Source organism: Nostoc sp. C96 (assembly GCF_059384975.1).
Genome location: NZ_CM182020.1, coordinates 2,517,712 through 2,535,840 on the forward strand (window position 1 = coordinate 2,517,712; position 18,129 = coordinate 2,535,840).

The 18,129-nt window shown below is 38.6% G+C and carries 15 protein-coding genes, 1 tRNA gene and 1 pseudogene; 9 read left to right on the forward strand and 8 right to left on the reverse strand.

The window, feature by feature from the left end; genetic code table 11:
• Position 1 precedes the first annotated feature (1 nt).
• Together AC504W_RS10925 and AC504W_RS10930 are read right to left on the reverse strand one after the other, a co-directional pair.
• Positions 2-1,018 carry a PrsW family intramembrane metalloprotease gene (locus tag AC504W_RS10925; RefSeq protein WP_494877748.1) on the reverse strand — a complete coding sequence of 339 codons (1,017 nt, stop codon included), beginning with the start codon at positions 1,016-1,018 and terminating at the stop codon, positions 2-4.
• Positions 1,011-1,931: a class I SAM-dependent methyltransferase gene (locus AC504W_RS10930; RefSeq protein ID WP_494877749.1), complete on the reverse strand. Its 921-nt coding sequence runs from the start codon at positions 1,929-1,931 to the stop codon at positions 1,011-1,013. Before AC504W_RS10930 ends, AC504W_RS10925 begins: the two co-directional genes overlap by 8 nt.
• Before the next feature lie 236 nt (positions 1,932-2,167).
• Here AC504W_RS10930 and AC504W_RS10935 point away from each other — a divergent pair, with 236 nt between their 5' ends.
• The 6 genes from AC504W_RS10935 to psbM all read left to right on the forward strand — a co-directional run bounded on the left by AC504W_RS10935 (position 2,168) and on the right by psbM (position 5,432).
• Complete coding sequence (locus AC504W_RS10935; protein WP_494877750.1) at positions 2,168-2,923, forward strand: MotA/TolQ/ExbB proton channel family protein; 756 nt, start codon at positions 2,168-2,170, stop codon at positions 2,921-2,923.
• A 146-nt stretch (positions 2,924-3,069) separates the two neighbouring features.
• Positions 3,070-3,726 (forward strand): ExbD/TolR family protein, encoded by a 657-nt coding sequence (locus tag AC504W_RS10940; RefSeq protein WP_494877751.1) that lies wholly within the window; start codon positions 3,070-3,072, stop codon positions 3,724-3,726.
• Between the two features lie 275 nt (positions 3,727-4,001).
• Positions 4,002-4,367 (forward strand): phage holin family protein, encoded by a 366-nt coding sequence (locus AC504W_RS10945; RefSeq protein WP_096575948.1) that lies wholly within the window; start codon positions 4,002-4,004, stop codon positions 4,365-4,367.
• Between the two features lie 195 nt (positions 4,368-4,562).
• Positions 4,563-4,700 (forward strand): photosystem II reaction center protein K, encoded by a 138-nt coding sequence (locus AC504W_RS10950; RefSeq protein WP_006195022.1) that lies wholly within the window; start codon positions 4,563-4,565, stop codon positions 4,698-4,700.
• A gap of 196 nt (positions 4,701-4,896) precedes the next feature.
• The gene (locus AC504W_RS10955) at positions 4,897-5,193 is read left to right on the forward strand and encodes a 2Fe-2S iron-sulfur cluster-binding protein (protein WP_015113623.1); all 297 of its coding nucleotides are present in this window, start codon (positions 4,897-4,899) and stop codon (positions 5,191-5,193) included.
• Between the two features lie 122 nt (positions 5,194-5,315).
• Positions 5,316-5,432 (forward strand): photosystem II reaction center protein PsbM, encoded by a 117-nt coding sequence (psbM, locus tag AC504W_RS10960; protein WP_015113622.1) that lies wholly within the window; start codon positions 5,316-5,318, stop codon positions 5,430-5,432.
• A gap of 104 nt (positions 5,433-5,536) precedes the next feature.
• Here psbM and AC504W_RS10965 read toward each other — a convergent pair whose 3' ends face one another.
• Complete coding sequence (locus AC504W_RS10965) at positions 5,537-6,388, reverse strand: universal stress protein (RefSeq protein ID WP_096575952.1); 852 nt, start codon at positions 6,386-6,388, stop codon at positions 5,537-5,539.
• 564 nt (positions 6,389-6,952) lie between these two features.
• Between AC504W_RS10965 and AC504W_RS10970 the strand changes: the two genes are divergently transcribed.
• Positions 6,953-10,012 (forward strand): CHAT domain-containing protein, encoded by a 3,060-nt coding sequence (locus AC504W_RS10970; RefSeq protein ID WP_494877752.1) that lies wholly within the window; start codon positions 6,953-6,955, stop codon positions 10,010-10,012.
• A 77-nt stretch (positions 10,013-10,089) separates the two neighbouring features.
• On the opposite strand, the gene cobA is transcribed toward AC504W_RS10970, so the two are convergent.
• Genes cobA through AC504W_RS10985 form a run of 3 tightly spaced genes read right to left on the reverse strand, consistent with a single transcriptional unit; the run spans position 10,090 to position 12,028 of the window.
• Complete coding sequence (gene cobA / locus AC504W_RS10975) at positions 10,090-10,869, reverse strand: uroporphyrinogen-III C-methyltransferase (protein ID WP_096575956.1); 780 nt, start codon at positions 10,867-10,869, stop codon at positions 10,090-10,092.
• Positions 10,866-11,588: a sirohydrochlorin chelatase gene (locus AC504W_RS10980; protein ID WP_494877753.1), complete on the reverse strand. Its 723-nt coding sequence runs from the start codon at positions 11,586-11,588 to the stop codon at positions 10,866-10,868. The genes cobA and AC504W_RS10980 overlap by 4 nt, the downstream gene beginning before the upstream one ends.
• Before the next feature lie 59 nt (positions 11,589-11,647).
• Complete coding sequence (locus AC504W_RS10985; RefSeq protein ID WP_096575960.1) at positions 11,648-12,028, reverse strand: DUF4359 domain-containing protein; 381 nt, start codon at positions 12,026-12,028, stop codon at positions 11,648-11,650.
• Positions 12,029-12,157: 129 nt separating this feature from the next.
• Between AC504W_RS10985 and AC504W_RS10990 the strand changes: the two genes are divergently transcribed.
• A tRNA-His gene (locus AC504W_RS10990) sits at positions 12,158-12,230 on the forward strand.
• A 1,072-nt stretch (positions 12,231-13,302) separates the two neighbouring features.
• Positions 13,303-15,724, forward strand: a pseudogene (locus AC504W_RS10995) (sucrose synthase).
• Positions 15,725-15,792: 68 nt separating this feature from the next.
• On the opposite strand, the gene AC504W_RS11000 reads toward AC504W_RS10995, so the two are convergent.
• The gene (locus AC504W_RS11000) at positions 15,793-16,395 is read right to left on the reverse strand and encodes a peptidoglycan-binding domain-containing protein (RefSeq protein ID WP_494877755.1); all 603 of its coding nucleotides are present in this window, start codon (positions 16,393-16,395) and stop codon (positions 15,793-15,795) included.
• Positions 16,396-16,808: 413 nt separating this feature from the next.
• Complete coding sequence (gene cax / locus AC504W_RS11005) at positions 16,809-17,900, reverse strand: calcium/proton exchanger (protein WP_494877756.1); 1,092 nt, start codon at positions 17,898-17,900, stop codon at positions 16,809-16,811.
• Between the last annotated feature and the right edge of the window lie 229 nt (positions 17,901-18,129).

The following is an 18,129-nucleotide window of genomic DNA, read 5'->3' on the forward strand; positions in this document are numbered from 1 at the left end:
ACTAAATCCTAAATTGTTTAACGCAACGGTAGGCGGAGTTTAGCGCAAAGTTACACAGAGGTTTGACTAATGAATTGCGTAAATAGAGATAAATGATCCACGCCACAATTGCAAAACAGAAATTCAATAAAAAGCGACTCAAGATAAATTGCCAAATTTCTGGGTAAAAAAGCTGTGACCAACTCAAAGGGCTGAGAATTCTGGCTAAAAGAAACAATCCAAAAATTGCATTTCCACCAAGGATGAGTGCGAATACTATTAAGCCTCTTTGCCAAGCACGATGTTGGGGTGTTTTACCAGAAATCAAGATTATTGGATGTTGTTTTTGTCCTCTTCGCAGTAATTGTTCTAATCGCCAAAACATCCAAAATAAAAATGGAAATAAACCATAGCTGAGAAAGTTGACTGGTGCAGCATAATGCCAAGCAATAGATAAAACATTCACCAGCGCATGACAGATTACTGAATTAATGAAAGCTGGCAAAATCAACTTTCTGCGGTGATTTCTGCGGAGAGTAGAAGCAAGATAAATGCCTAAAGCATAACCCCAAGGCGCAGAAAACATCGCATGAACTAGTGTACCGATACTCCGGTCAAGAAATGATGCTGTACCGTAGTAAAAGTAAACCCAGTTTTCTTCAGCGGTAAAACCTAAAGCGACAGCGATGGTGAATAGCAATATACTACTGCTGCGTAGCCGATACCTGCGTTGGAGATAGATTGTCGGGATAAGAACGCCGATTAGCTTGCAGCCTTCTTCAATTGGCCCAATTTCTATAATTTGGCGTAGGGCTGCACCCAAAAGCGATCGCTGGATTTGTTGCCAATTTACAATAAAGTTAAATGCAATTTCCGCCGCCCATTCTAAACCAAGAGCAACACCGCCAGAAATTGCTCCGGCGATAAAAAACAACAACAAGCGTGGTAAAGCCGGAGCAAAAGCAACACGGTAATAGTAATAACCTAGAAATAACAGTGGTGGAATTGCTGCCCACAGCAGTAAGCCTAAATTAGTCACGCACCTGGGCAATTACAGTCCGGTGACGAGGGCTATTGCTGGTAATTGTGGGGCGTTGGAAACCTTCATCAATCAGGGCTTGCTCAATATCCAAAGAGAAGTACTCATCTAGATATGGTTCAGTACTTTTGAGCAGCGTCAAAATGTAGGTTGGCATTTTTTTGTAAATTTCCGATTTGGGATTCATGTCCATGATGGCCAAGTGACCGCCGGGACGCAACAGCCGCCGCGCTTCCGCAAAAATTTGTCTGGTTGGTACTTGGGGTAATTCATGGCAGATGAGAAACAGGGAAACTAAATCAAATGACTTATCTGGTAGCCCTGTTGATTCTGCTGCGGCATGAACCCAATTGATATTAGCTTGACGTTGCTGGGCGCGGTAGTTAGCAACAGCCAGGAAATAGGGAGATAAATCTAAGCCTGTAACTTTGGCTTGGGGATAAACTTCCTGCAAAGCAAAGGTGCTTAATCCCACACTACATCCTATATCCAAAATGTCGCGTGGTTCCTGAGATAGAAGAGGCTTGAGAATATTATGATAGCTTTGGCGGAGTTGGCGATCGCCTTGGGCTTCCGCACCAGGCCAAATTTTAGCGTGAACAGCATGGGCAGCAGGTTCTACTTCAAAAGCCGCCAACCAACTTAGATTGCCATTGTCGTAGGCATGAAATGAAGTGACGTAATAATCTGGATAGACAAGCTGAGGATTTTGCACCTGGGCTAAATCCGTTGACCAATCACGCGCTTGTAGTTTCTCTACTGCTTTTGTCCAAGGTACACCAATTTTTTCAGCGCGTTTAATCATCATTTGCCGGGCTTGGTGCTTGGCTAGGTTGGCTAAAGGCTTAATTGCCAGAATGCCGTTTACCAAGTGAACAGCCAAGTTAGGAGAGTTTTGTACAGCAGCGGTCATAAGTTGATTTGCATTTAACAGCCTTTTTTACTTATGACATAATTCTGGCCAGCCAGTCTAGAAATAAATTAAGTTACGTAACTGAGTTCTGAGTAAATAAATATTTGCACTTTTGCCTTCTGTCTACGCTTCCTTCATGAAATTTGTGTTATCTGAGTTTCTAACTGCACATTAATCTTTAGAATTAAAATGCTTTGGGATAATTGCTCTAGGTACGGAGGGAGGAAAGTTAAGCAGTGGATATTTTAGAACTGTTTCAAAAGGGCGGTCCAGCGATGTGGCCTTTGGCAGTTTTGTCAATACTAGCTTTAAGTGTGATTTTAGAGCGTCTGTGGTTTTGGTTGCGGATTTTAAATCAAGAAAAGGAAACAGTTAATCGCGTGCTAGACGCAGCCCAAGAGAATTGGGATATGGCCGCAGATATTGCCAAACAATCCACAGATCAGCCAATTGGGCGATTTCTCTACGCACCTTTACGCTTATTAAAAGTTGATTTGGAAACTTTTCGTTTAGCACTAGAAGCCTCAGCAGAAGACGAATTAGCTGGGATGCGTCGCGGTGAAAAACTTTTAGAAGCAGTGATTGCACTATCTCCACTGTTGGGGCTGTTGGGTACTGTGTTGGGTTTGATTCACTCTTTGCGCTCAATTCGGATTGGCGATTTAGGCACAGAATCGACAGCTGGGGTAACTACTGGGATTGGTGAATCTCTAATTAGTACTGCTACAGGGTTAATAGTAGCAATTATTAGTTTGGTATTTTATCGGTTATTTCAAAGTTTTTTGGTTAACCAAGTTAAGATTTTTCGCAAGGCGGGGAATGAGATGGAATTACTCTATCGCCAATCGCCACCAGAATTTAGCAAGAGTACAGCGATTGTGCATGAAGCTTCCCGCGAAAGTGTTAATCCACCCCGCAAAAAATCTAAAAATCTATTTCCTCAACCTCCAGAAGAACCAAATGTGAATGATTCATTAGATCCTGAGCAATAAGCAGGAGGCAGGAGGCAGAAGAATTTTAGATTGCTGATTTTAGATTGAAAGATTGTCCTAATCTAAAATCCAAAATTTAAAATCAAAAATTGATTTACTCAGAAATCAGCACTCAACACTTTGCTATAACTAAAATTTGTAAGATCATGAAAGTTAATCTGCATACTCCTGTTGAAGAAGTACAAATTCAAATCATCCCTTTAATTGATGTTGTTTTTTGTATTCTGACATTTTTTTTGTTAGCAGCATTGCAATTTACTCGCCAACAAGCTATTAACGTTGATTTACCCAAAGCTTCTACAGGTACACCGGCTAATTTGACCGGACAAAGTAGCACTCAAATTGTCACCATTGATGCTGTTGGTAATACTTACATAGAAAAACAACCCGTAAAACGAGAGGAGTTAGCCCAGAGACTACAGCAATATCTCCAACAAAATCCTAATGGTATTTTGGTGTTAAATGCTTCAAGAACGGCAACTTATAATGATGTCGTCGAGACGTTAGATTTATTGCGACAAGTAGGAGGCGATCGCGTTTCTTTAGGAATTATCCCAGGGCCGACTCAACCTTCAGTTTCTCAACCTAATCTGCCAACAGAACCCTATATTCCCACTAATCCTGGAGTTCCACCTGCACCAGTTCCCGGAATTAATCCACAGGGGAATTTTGACCCCAATATCCCTGTTAACCCTAACCAAATACCGCCTACGGGAGAAGGTGTGATTCCTGGTGTACCTAATGCCCCAGCAACACAATTTCCAGTCGCACCAGGTAATACTAATTCTGCTCCAAAAAGATAAATTTGAACAGAATTTTTCAACTCAAAATGCAGTAATGGGAGATGAGGCAGAAACTACTTCCTTATCTTCCCTTTTAAATTTGGGATTGGGAATTGTTACTCCTAACTTCTGACATCTAAACTTCTTACCCAAACCTAAAGATATAAAAAATAAATTCTAGTTAGAGCCAAATCTCTGGTAAGTTACAAGTAATTGGCAAAGCTTCAAAGATTCTAAAATCGGTTGCTTAAATTAAGCGATCGCCAATCGCCATTCGCGTTTCAAGGGTTGTGGCAATGAATGCAATTGTGACGCTTTTAATTGTTTGGGTCGTAACATCTATCAGCTTGCTGATTATTAGTAAACTCCCCGTAGGAGTTGAAGTTGACTCACCCAAAAAAGCCTTTATTTCGGCAGCAGTTCTCGGTATTGTTACGGCGATCATCAGACCGATTTTACGCCTGATCTTTGCAGTACCAAATTTTCTCACTTTTGATTTATTATCCGGCATCTTTACCTTTATGATTGCCGTTGTTTGTTTTAGTATTGCTGCTTGGTTAGTCGAAGGCTTTCGGTTACGTTTCGGTATCTGGAGTGCTGTATTAGGTGCGCTGGCTTTGACTTTCATCAACAGCTTAATCTACAAGTTACTAGGTGTCTGATTAACTTTCATACACCTTAATTTAGTATATTCAAGCCACAGGGGCGAAGGGAGCCGGGAAGCAGGGGAAGAATATCTGATTCCAAACTCAGCACTCTGAGCCAGAGGCAAGAATAACTAATTCTCAGTGCCTAAACCATGTTAAGATACATCTCAATTATGAAAGCTGTGTTGGATAGAGTGGATAAAAACGAACATGGAAGCAGCACTGTTATTAGCTAAATTGCCTGAAGCTTACCAAATTTTCGATCCTCTGGTAGACGTTCTTCCAGTAATTCCTGTTTTCTTCTTGTTACTTGCTTTTGTATGGCAAGCAGCTGTGGGATTTAGGTAAGTTAAGTAAATTTTTAATCAATAGGATAGGTGCTAAACCTGTCCTATTTTTTTGACAATATATTTTTGCAAAAAATTGATATTTCTTAATTATTTGTAACAAGTAACTAGAAGTTAAGTAATATAGTTGATACAGCCTGATTAAAACTTAGCCTTTTCAGCCGAGTGTTGTACAGTCAACGAGGAATTAAATATTTATGGGTAATATCAAATTTGTTAAAGAGGATAAAGAAGTAATAGCCGCAAATGGTGCTAACTTACGGCTAAAAGCGGTGGAAAATGGCATTGATTTGTACACACTATTTGGCAAAATGACCAATTGCGGCGGCTATGGTCAGTGTGGTACATGTGTTGTTGAGATAGTAGAAGGTTTAGAAAACCTTTCCCCGCGTACAGAGGTAGAAAACCGCAAATTTAAGAAAAAACCAGAAAATTACCGCCTAGCCTGTCAAACTGTAGTACATGGCCCTGTTAGCGTGGTGACAAAACCTTAAACTTTGGGGCTGACACGCCAGCAGCATTGGCGACATAAGAAGTAAAAAAATAAGGCTAACACGGGCATCGATGATGCTATTCTAAAGTTGTTGACTGGAAATTATAGAGAGGCTTCTTTGCCATGCAAGTTAATGACTTAGGGTTCGTAGCGAGCATTCTGTTCGTATTAGTTCCCTCTGTGTTTTTATTAATTCTGTACATCCAAACAGCAAGCCGCGAAGGTAAAAAAGATAGTTAATAGTTTGTGCATAATATAAAAAACCCCTACGCCACTGGTGCAGGGGTTTTTATTTATCATTGACTTAGTACTGAATGTTGATTAAGAAGAGTATTAAGTACTCTTCATGCAGTGGTTCGCGCCAACAGTACTGGACAAGTAGCATTGACTCGCACATAATCAGACAAAGAAGCACCAATGAGTCGGTCTATATCTACAAAACTCTTAGCTACTGATGGACGACGATCTGGAGAACCAAGTAACAGTAAGTCTACCTGCAACTCTTCAGCCAAGCGGCAAATTTCTTCACCGGGTTTACCACTGCTGCTATAGCAGCGAGTTTGTATACCATATTTTTGGGCTTCGGCGTAAGCTGCGCCAAAAATGGGATTTTTATCGGGAATAATTTCAGTGACTTCTGATGCTTTACCGCGTAGGTCAGTATTAACGTGAGTCAAAATTAACTGGCTACCTGGAATATCTCGTAGCAAGAATAAAGCTAAATTTAAACAGTGTTTTGCTGCATCAGAATTATCTAACGCCACCATAATGCGCTTAATTCTTTTAACGTAAATGTCATCTTTAACCAGCAACATGGGGCGGGAAGACAATTGAAAAACATACTGACTGACAGAGTTTGACAAAATTGACTGCAAACGCTTGAGTCCGCGTGAACCCATAATGATTAAGTCAGCATCAATTTCATCAGCGACTTGACAAACTACGTCTTTAGGATCGCCTTGCCGTAAAATTGAAGAAACTTGGCTGGGATCTAAACTTAAAGACTGAATGGCATTGGCAAGAATTTTACCACCTTCTTCCCATTTATCTGTCATTGCAGATGCAGTACTTTGAGGAGGAACAACATGCAAAACACTAACTTTAGCACGTTGAATTGATGGTACTTCTTTCAAGGTTTTGAGCATTTCTTCTGCATGACCCAAACCCGAAACCGCTAACAAAATTTTTTCTATCATTGTTAGTTCTTACTTGTAAATGTTGCTTTAGTGTTTGCTCTTAGTAATTGGCTCAGTTGATTTATCAACGTCTTGCTCAATAACCTAGCGTTGTTACACAGAATTCCGCAGTCAAAAACGACTGAAGTTTTTGTCGAAATATTAATTATTTCTGCCTAAATTTCTGTGCTAAGTCAGTTAGTGCAAATCAAATTTAAATCACTAGCATTTTTTCACTAAATACATGAGATACACTAGTAAGATTTAGCTTAATTTGTAGCTATTACTTAGACTTTTAACTAGGCTTCAATAATTAAGCTTACTTTTAATTTAGCTTAGTTAACTTTATAAAATATGATGTTATTTATTATTTTTAATCTATATTAACTTTTATTCATTAGAAGCAAGTTAAGTATTGCAAAGAAGGCTCATAAAATTAGCGCAATTATACCATTGTTTTTTGGAGCGATCGCCCATTTTAAAAAAAAGTTAGCTTTATCAATAATTAAGCTTTTAATTATAACTTTAGTTCTGTTTATGGGAACAATAAACTATAACTATTTAACTGAATAAAAACTTGTGCTTATGCAGTTTTCTCAAATATTTGCAACTATCTTGCTGACTTTTACATCTCCAACTTTGGTATTGTATCATTCACAACAAAGCTTTGCTCAAGCACCAACACCAACACCAGAAGAACGCATCACCGAAGCGATTTTGTTAAATAATCAAGGTGAAGGGCTGGTTTATAAAAATTTAGTTGGTTTAGCTGATTTACAAGCCGGGTTAGAACTCTTTCAGCAGTCCTTAGCAATATTTAAACAATATGGCGCGAAAGCGGGAGAAGCCAATAGCTTAGTAAATATTGGTTACGTTAACCTCCGCAAAGGAGAATATGCTAAAGCATTGGAATTTTTTCAGTCAGCCTTAGATATTCGCCGCAAACTCCGCGACAAAGAAAACGAATGGATACCTTTATCTTATATTGGGGAAGTATATGTAAATCTAGGAGAATATCAAAAAGCAATCGATTTTTATCAACCAGCTTTAACAGTTTTCAAGGAATTAAAAGCAGCTAATCCTCAAGGTTATAGTTATGCTAGTAGCGAAGCTATTTTATTAGCAGATATTGGCTCAGTTTACTTCCGTACAGGTAAATATTCTCAATCTCTAGATTTTTATCAACAAAGTTTGTGGATTCAAAAAGCTAAGGGTGATAACAGTGGTGCAGTCCAAACTTTAAACAACATTGGTGTAGTTTATCTCAACTTGGGTAACTATGCTCAGGCACTTAATTCATATCAGCAAGCATTAAAAGATTTACAAGAATGCTGTTCGACATTTTATGGTACAAAAGCGGCAATTTTCAATAATATTTCCGGTGCATATTTTAGCTTAGGGCAATATCAAAAGTCTCTGGAATTTGCCGAAAAATCTACAAATATTTATAAAAGACTTGGCACTGGGGAATATAAAAGTACAGATGAGCAAGCAATCAAGTTACTATATAATGCTCTTGGTCAAAATGCCCAAGTTTTGCAACAAGTTACCAACCGCGCTAATGTTGGTGATGCGTTTGGGAAAGATTCATTTCAATTTCAAGGTGCAGCGTTAAACTTAAACAATATTGGACAGATTTACTTGAGTTTGGGTAAGTACGACGAAGCGCTCAAGTTATATCAACAAGCTTTAGATATATACAAACAAAATAACTATAAACTAGGCATTGCTGTTGCACTGAATAATATTGGGCGTGTTTACCAAAATTTGGGTAACTATAACCAAGCTTTAGAGTTTAATCAACAAGCCTTAGCTAATTATCGGGAAGTTGGCGATCGCACTGGCGAAGGCGTAACAATTAGTAACTTAGGGCAAGTGTATCAAAAGCAAAATCAATATGATCAAGCTTTGGGACTATATCAGCAAGCGGTAGCTATTCACCGAGAAGTTGAAGATAAAGTCAGTGAAGCTGCAACGCTGAAATTTTTGGGGGATGTACTAGCTGCTAAGAATCAACCATCACTGGCGATCGCATTCTACAAACAATCAGTCAATTTAACAGAAACAATTCGGCAAAGTTTACGAGTTGTGCATACCGATATCCAAAAATCTTACACCGAAACTGTCTCCGAAAGATATCGCCGCCTCGCTGATTTATTATTGCAACAAAATCGTCCCGCAGAAGCGCAGCAAGTTTTAGATTTACTCAAAATTCAGGAAGTTAGTGATTTTATCGGAAATCGCACTACCAGCACACCAAAAGTTACAAACAGAAATCCTCAGCGGGGAAGTTCGGCAACAGTAGCAGCCATACCAGAAAAATTACCGTTAAAACCCCAAGAAGAGCAAATCTCTCAGAAGTATACTGCGATTCAAGATAAAGCGATCGCCCTGGGTAAAGAACTCACCACCCTGCGAAAAATTCCCCCCCAAACTCGCAACGCAACTCAAGCAAAACGCATCGCTGAATTAGTGAAACTAGAACAAACTACTAACGCTGAGTTTAATATGTTTATTAAAAGTCCTTCTGTTGTGGCGCTAGTACAACAATTATCTGCCACATCAGGACAGGAAAATTTAAACTTACGTCAACTCAATTCTTTAAGAGATAACTTACGCCAGTTAAATCAAAAAGCGGTATTACTATATCCTTTAGTTTTAAATGACAGACTAGAACTAGTTATTGTCTCCGCTGATGCGCCGCCAATTCATCGCACTGTTTCAGTAAAAGCCGCAGAATTAAATCAGACAATTAATGAATTTCGAGAAGCAGTACTTGTTCCTTATAAAAATAGTAAAGCACCAGCCAATAAATTGTATAACTGGCTAATAAAACCTATAGAAAATGATTTAAAACAAGCCGATGCCAAAACTATAATTTATGCACCAGATGGCAAACTGAGATATGTACCTTTAGCCGCGTTATATGATGGACAAAATTGGTTAGTTCAACGCTTTGTGATTAACAATATTACCGCTGCTAGTTTAACAAAATTAGTTAATCAACCTCAAACCTCTGTCAATGCTTTAGCGGCGGCTTTCACAAAAGGCGAATATACAGTAGCAGTTGGTCAACGCCAAGAGATGTTTAGTGGTTTAGAGTTTGCCAAAGTAGAAGTAGAAAACGTAGCAAAAATTATTCCTGGGAGCAAAGTTGTCTTAGATAAAGATTTCAATCCTCAAGCGACAATTCCCCAAATGAATGATTACAAAATAGTGCATTTGGCAACTCATGGCAAACTTGTAAATGGTTCTCCAGAAGATTCATTTATTGTATTTGGTGATGGCGAACACGCAACTTTGCGAGATATTGAAAATTGGTCTTTGTCGAATGTAGACTTAGTAGTTTTAAGTGCTTGTCAAACTGGTTTAGGAGAAAAATCAGCAAATGGCCAAGAAATCTTAGGTTTAGGATATCAAATGCAACTAGCAGGTGCTAAAGCTACAATGGCTTCATTGTGGACTGTTTCTGATGGTGGTACACAAGCTTTAATGAATGAGTTTTATGCAGCGTTAAAATATGGGAAAATTACCAAAGCTGAGGCTTTACAAAAAGCACAAATTGCTTTAATAACAGGAAAAAATAGTGAATTTAACCATCCTTATTATTGGTCAGCTTTTATTTTGATTGGTAATGGGTTGTAAATTATTTGGCTGCTTGCACTTTGCGTAAGGCTCTGAAAATGATTGTATTATTGCATTCGTGCCAGAGCTTTATTAATTTACACTGGACGACACCCAGACAAAATATCGTGCATATTCACTACAGAACCAATAACCGCGATCGCTGGGGCATCAAATTTTGTTTGCTCAACTTGCTCTACAATTGTACCTAACTGACCAATTAATTCTTCTTGATCTGGTCTTGTACCCCAACGCACTAAAGCAATTGGTGTTTCTAAACTTAAACCCGCCGCTGCTAACTCTTCAATAATGTGCGACAGATTGTGAACACCCATATAAATTACAATTGTTTCGGAACCATGAGCGATCGCTTGCCAGTTAACTTTCGGTCTATACTTACCAGCAGACTCATGTCCAGTAACAAAAGTTACCGAAGAACTATGCAGACGATGAGTCAAAGGTATGCCAGCGTAAGCTGGAGCAGCAATTCCCGATGTAATACCCGGCACAACTTCTACAGAAATGCCAGCTTTGACTAAATCTGCCATTTCTTCGCCACCGCGACCAAAAATAAACGGGTCGCCACCTTTGAGCCGTACAATAATAGTATGGTCTTGAGCTTTATCAATTAATAATTGCGTGGTTTCGTCTTGCAATAACGAATGTCTCCCCATCCGTTTACCAGCGTTGATTTTTTCTGCTTGGGGATTAATCATTGCTAAAATTGCTGGACTCACCAACGCATCATAAATAACTACATCGGCACATTCTAATAAACTTTTGCCTTTGAGAGTCATCAGTCCGGGGTCTCCCGGCCCTGCGCCTACTAAATAAACTTTTCCCAAATTCTTCTGCTCTTGTGTTTGTGTGCAGTTCATTCGTTCATCAAATCCCAAATCATATCAGCTAACTCTGCACTTGCTCCCAAAGGTTGAGCTAATTGGAAAGTCACAGCCGGAAATTTTAATTTTAGCGTCTCTATTAGTTGAGCGATCGCATCAGTTATGCCACCTGCGAATAAAAAATATGGCAAAATCGCAATTTTTTCCTGACCAGCCGCTACCAACTGTTCTACCTGTGTTTCTAAGCTAGGAGGTACAGACCAGTAAGCAGCTATTGCACCTATATTTGCTGCTATATTTTCCACTGGTTGTTGAAAACCTGGACGGCGACTACCATGAGCGATTAAAATCCATGCCTGAGTTTTGATATCAGCCAATTGTTGGGATAACAACTGTGTCAAACCAGGGTTACTACCTATATATGGTAGCAATTCCAGATTGATATCTTTTGCTACAGCTTGTTGTGCTAGTGCTATTTCTTCAGGGATTTCTTGCATAACATGGACTCCCGGTAGCAGAAATAGCGGCATAATTTTCAGACTATCGCATCCAGCCACCACAGCACTATGAGCAAACTCTTTTATTTGGACGTGCAGAGGTTCTGGTCGTGTTTCTAAGTAAGCCAAGCCTACTAGTTTTTTACCTGATGCGTAACCTTGCTGTTTTTTATCTATTAATTCTATCAATTGCTGTAAAGCAATTTCTGGACGTGGGTCACGGCTTCCATGAGATACCAGCAGATATGCAGATGACATTGGTAAACGTGTAACTCTTGCTAACTAAGCTTAATCTTAGATGTAGGAGTTAGTGAAGATTATTGCTCTTCGGCGCTGTAAGTATAAAAATTATGAAAAGCTCCCACCGTTTCAAATTTATACCCAGGTAGCCAAACACCAAGAGTTAAATCTGTCCGATACACACTAAACAAGAAAAAGTCTTGCCGTTCTGTGGTTTTAGCCAACAACTCACGCATTTGTGGATTAGTGGAATCAACTAGTTTGTCACAACTAGAATTCAGTAAACTTTCAATTAGTTTAGATGTTTTTTTACACACATCACTTTTTAAATATTGTGTTAGTCGATGTACTGCATACTCTTCATACTCATCAGGCGTAGGATTTGTTTTAGACATTGCTACGCCAACTACAGCCATACTTGTAGCGATCGCCAATGCCATAATAGTCAAGAGCTTCATATTGTCTTACCGTCATATCTAATTAGTTATTAGAGTCCTAGGACTAAACATTAGCAAAGTCCGTTCCTCTTAAAAGGTGCTTGATCGATAACGAGATAGGTGCTATATTAATTAGTCGATGGGTTAATGGCGAGCGTAGCCAAGAGGTTAAGGCAGTGGTTTGTGGTACCACCATTCGTGGGTTCGATTCCCATCGTTCGCCCTGATTACTATAAATTACTAACATCAACGGTGTAAACCGGAATCACTAAATGAGATTTAGGTGATTCCGGTTACACTTTTGTCAAAACTTTAATTTTAATAAATAACTACCCATAAAGGTTGTCATTAGTATTGGCAAATAACAGCCTCAAGCAGACAACTTAAATGCAAAAAAACTTATCCAATCTTGCTGAAGTGGGGAATATAGTGGTTCTCATTCTATTGAGGTACAAGCAAGTTCAGTTAAGAGCATAGTAGGTTGGGTTGTTAGCCTTAACTGAAATGTAATGGAATATAACATTAAAAAGGGAAGCAAATTTAGTTTTTTGCTTCCCAATCAATTTTTTATTCGCAAAAATCACTATTAGAAAATTCCTAAAAGAAAGATAAAAGTCATACCACAGAATACCATGAATGAAATAATCAAGATATTGCCTATGCTGTGGTCGGTAGTTGTTAATTTATGCGAATGCTCTTGCATATACACCGTCCCTGGTTTAATTACTTGTGGTGCAATTATAGCTAAGACGAATTGGAATTAATTTAACTAATATCAAAAGTTGATTTTATTTGATTTAAGTTTAAACTCATTGTTAGCATCAACATAAAAAGATTAACTTTTGTTGCTTGTTTTCTGGTAAAAATTTAGTCAATTAATAAAAGTTAAACTCGAATTGATTACTAATATAGTAAGTTGTAACAAAGTGTATAGACAATCACTAGTATACTGACTAAAGATAAGTATTAATTTTTTATTGTAAAATAAAAACTAATTTAATTTTAAATTAACTTTTTTCTACTCATCAACCTACATAAAAATACTCGGAATCCATCGAGAGATAGCTTTTGGATAAAAATTGCCAATATTTTAGAATTCAGGCAGTGAAAGCATTAGATAAACTGAATCATCCTCAAGTTAGGAAAATTGTCCGTCTTTAGTTAGAGGGAATAATACTGAGTTCTCGGTACTTTGAGTAAAGAAGAACAGGAATGAAGGGCATAAGTAGAGAAACACAGATAGAAAAGTTTATCTGTGTTTATTTGTGTTTGTACTTATTTATTTTGAGGTGAGTATGTCTGAATTGATTCAAGCAGTTCTAGAGAGTGAAGAAAAAAATGATTTACGTGCTTTCGTTAGTCAATTACGTCAGCAAGAAAAAAATTACTTGCTGCGGAATGACATACTGCACGTATATAGTGAATACTGCGCTAAAAACGAGAAGTCAGAAAAGTTATATACTTTTTCGCTCTTAGGGAAACTCCTCTACTACACTCAAGAAATAATTCAAGAAGACTCCAATTTCTGTTTTATTATCCGTCCTCATATTGCTAGTCAAGAAATTTATCGGGTGACAGCAGATTTGAGTGTAGAAGCAATGACAGTACAAGAACTGCTGGATTTGCGCGATCGCCTCGTCAACAAATATCATCCCAACGAAGGCGACTTGCTAGAATTAGACTTCGGCCCTTTTTACGATTACACACCAGTCATCCGCGACCCCAAAAATATCGGTAAGGGCGTACAATATCTCAATCGTTATCTTTCTAGCAAACTCTTCCAAGACCCCAAACAATGGCTAGAAAGCTTATTTAGTTTCTTACGCCTGCATCAATATAACGGTATTCAACTACTAATTAATAATCGGATTCAATCACAGCAGCAACTATCGCAACAAGTTAAAAAAGCGATCGCATTTGTCACCGAACGGCCTAGTGATGAACCTTACGATGAATTCCGCTTTCAATTGCAAACAATGGGTTTTGAACCAGGTTGGGGAAACACCGCGCAACGAGTACACGAGACTCTCAATATTTTAGATGAATTAATTGACTCACCCGATCCCCAAACCTTAGAAGCATTTATTTCCCGTGTCCCGATGATTTTTAGAATCGTCTTAGTTTCCGCACACGGTTGGTTTGGCCAAGAAGGCGTTTTAGGAAGACCCGATACAGGTGGTCAAGTTGTTTATGTTCTCGAACCAGGCCAGAAATTTAGAAAAGCAACTACAAGAAGATGTTTTACTTGCTGGTTTAGACGGACTGAACGTTCAACCAAAAGTGATTATTCTCTCGCGCTTGATTCCTAATAGCGATGGTACTTTATGTAACGAAAGATTAGAGAAAGTCTACGGTACAGATAATGCGTGGATTTTGCGTGTACCATTGCGGGATTTCAATCCCAACATGACGCAAAACTGGATTTCTCGATTTGAGTTTTGGCCTTATTTAGAAACCTTCGCCATTGACTCAGAAAGAGAACTGTTAGCTGAATTCCACGGTAAACCAGACTTGATTGTGGGTAACTATACTGATGGGAACTTAGTCGCCTTTCTGTTGGCGCGACGAATGAAAGTTACCCAATGTAATATCGCCCATGCTTTAGAAAAATCCAAATACTTGTTTAGTAATCTTTACTGGCAAGATTTAGATGAGAAATATCATTTCTCCTTACAATTTACTGCTGATTTGATCGCCATGAATGCGGCTAACTTTGTCGTCAGCAGCACTTACCAAGAAATTGTCGGCACACCTGATAGTGTTGGACAATATGAATCTTATAAATGCTTTACCATGCCTGAGTTATATCATGTAGTGAATGGCATTGAATTATTTAGTCCTAAATTTAATGTTGTTCCGCCTGGGGTGAACGAGAATTATTACTTCCCCTACACGCGGAATCAAGACAGAGTAGAAAGCGATCGCTTGCGCCTCGCCGAAATGTTATTTACCCTAGAAGATTCCAGTCAAATTTTTGGTAAACTCGATGACCCCAACAAACGACCGATATTTTCAATGGCGCGTCTCGATCGCATTAAAAACTTAACTGGTTTAGCCGAATGTTTTGGTCAAAGCAAAGATTTGCAAGAGCATTGTAACTTAATTTTAGTAGCAGGTAAGTTACGCACCGAAGAATCAGATGATAATGAAGAACGCGATGAAATTGTCAAACTTTATCACATTATTGATGAATACAATCTTCACGGCAAAATTCGCTGGTTAGGTGTACGTCTATCAAAAAGTGACTCTGGCGAAATCTATCGCGTTATTGCTGACCATAAAGGTATTTTTGTCCAACCAGCTTTATTTGAAGCCTTTGGTTTAACAATTTTAGAATCAATGATTTCTGGATTACCTAATTTTGCCACTCAATTTGGTGGGCCTTTAGAAATCATTCAAGATAAAGTTAATGGATTTTACATTAACCCCACTAATTTAACAGAAACAGCCACAAAAATATTAGATTTTGTGACTAAATGCGAACAAAACCCTGAATATTGGGAAACAGTTTCTCAAAAAGCAATTGACCGAGTTTACACTACATATACTTGGAAAATTCACACGACAAAGCTGTTATCTTTAGCCAGAATTTACGGTTTCTGGAACTTTACATCTAAAGAAAACCGCGAGGATTTATTACGCTATCTAGAAAGTTTGTTTTATTTAATCTACAAACCCAGAGCGCAACAACTTCTAGAGCAGCATAAATATCGATAATTATTTAAGGCAAAAGTTAAAAGGCAAAAGGCGAAAGCTTCTCTTCTTTTAACTTTTACCTTTTCTTTTTATCTTGTCAAAAACAACCAAGTTCTTGGCCCGACTATCCCATCTGTGATTAAATTGCGACGGCTTTGAAAAGCTTTCACCGCACTTTCCGTCACCGCCCCATAAACCCCATCGACGCGCATCCCATAGCCATTAGCTATGAGTAGCTTTTGCAAAACTCTGACAGCTAAACCGGAATTACCAAAACGTAGATTAGGTAAAGTTCTTCCAGAAAATCTTGAAGCCCTGGCTAACAGAATTTCTTCATCATTAAGCCGTTGAGATATCAGGCGTTGTGAACGTGGGAATTTGACATTTACAGGCTGAAAATTTTTAAATTCAGATACACTATATAAGTCTTTAGTAGGTTTTTTCTCTGTTTTTTTGACTAGAATTTTTTCAGGATCAGAATTAAAAGCTACTAGAGTAGCTTGAGACTTTTCTTTAAGCTGCGTGAATTCAGATGGCGCGATATTTGGATCTGGATCAAATTGAGATGACTGCCCCTGTGGTGTTGTCTGCACGCCATTGTCTAGCTGAATTACAGGCTGCTGGTTTATATGAGACGGAGATGGTTGTTTTGCAATTAACATACCCGTCATCAGCAGGACAATATCACTCATTGTTTTTGATGTTATTAACACCCATATTTCCTTTGACAGAAAAATTTTCTTGGTTCCGGAATGGTGTGTCCTAAAAATCAAAAAATATAATAATTTTTGGTGACAAGAAATAGATGCGATCGCCAGGCGATGCTCAATCATGCCTTACACAATCGATTATGACTCGTCTACTTTTTTTATGTCTCTGCTTTCCTTGAAAATAATAAACTCTAGATCATAAAAAAATTGTTCTATCTTAAGCAGTATCTCTCACGGTTAATAAGATTTGAATAAGAAAATTACTTTATTTTTTAGAATTGATGAAGATACAAAATTATGGTTACATAGCAAACAAAATATCAAATTAACTCTACCGATCAACAGAAGCGATCGCTGTATAAAAGTAACAAGCGATCGCTATCTGATAATTGTCACTATCCAATGCTGCTAATAACGGGATGGAAGTAAAAAGCAAAGCCTAAAACTGTATATGCAGCTAACAGCAAAATGCCTTCCAACCAATTAGATTTACCATCAGAACTAATACTGTTAGCAATTAATACCGACACAGCCACAGCTACTAATTCAAAAGGATTAAAATCTAAATCCATTGGTTTACCAAGTACCCACCCAGCTATTACTAATACTGGGGCTACAAATAAAGCAATCTGCATACTGGAACCCACCGCCACAGATACAGACAGATCCATCTTATCTTTCATGGCAACGGTAACAGCCGTGGCATGTTCTGCGGCATTACCCACAATGGGAACTAAAATTACACCTGTAAACAATGCTGTTAAACCTAGCTGAGATGTGGCGACTTCTAAAGAATCAACCAGCATTTCTGATTCGAGTGCGACTAGCAAGGTACATACTAACAACACACCAGTCCACAACCAAATATTTGGTTTTTCGTGGGAATCTTCCTTGTCTTCCGCCTCAGCAACACCCACATCATACAGATAGGCGTGGGTTCTCATGGAAAACAGCAGCGTTAAGGCGTAGACCAAAATTAACACCACTGCCACAGCCAGGGAAAGATCTTGTAAGGTTTGTTCGTTAATGCCTTGAGAAGTATAGTTCATGGCCGTTGGTAGCAAAATCGCAATCACCGCCAAATTCATCGAGGCTGCATTCACCCGCGCTACAATCGGCTGAAATGTTTGTTCTTTGTGGCGTAGTCCTCCCAAAAACATCGAAAGACCCATCACCAGCAATAAGTTACTGACAATTGAGCCTGTAATACTGGCTTTAACTACATTTACCAGTCCAGCATTCAAAGCTATTAAGGCAATGATCAACTCTGTCGCATTACCAAAGGTGGCGTTTAATAATCCTCCTAGTGTTGGGCCTACCACCACTGCAATTTCTTCAGTGGCTGTCCCCATCCAAGCCGCTAAAGGCAAAATAGCTAAACCAGCGGCGACAAATACGATTAAATCTCCCCATTCAAGAAAATGAGCCGCCAATGAAACTGGAATAAACAGTAACAGCACGAAAAAAACAATGTTTTTAACTGACATTTGGTTACTTCAGTAAAAGTTATCCTAGAAAAATGCTGAATCAAGTATGGGGAAAATGAGAAAGTTAAGGGACTCAGGTAGGACTTACGCACAAAGATTTTTTGTGGAGACTGGGTGTGTCAGGGTTTTGAATATCTACTTCCTTACACCCTTCTCTAAATCCTGAATTATTCTTGCCGATCTGGCTTATCTTTCTCATCCTCCGCAGTACTCATAACTCAGCACTCCA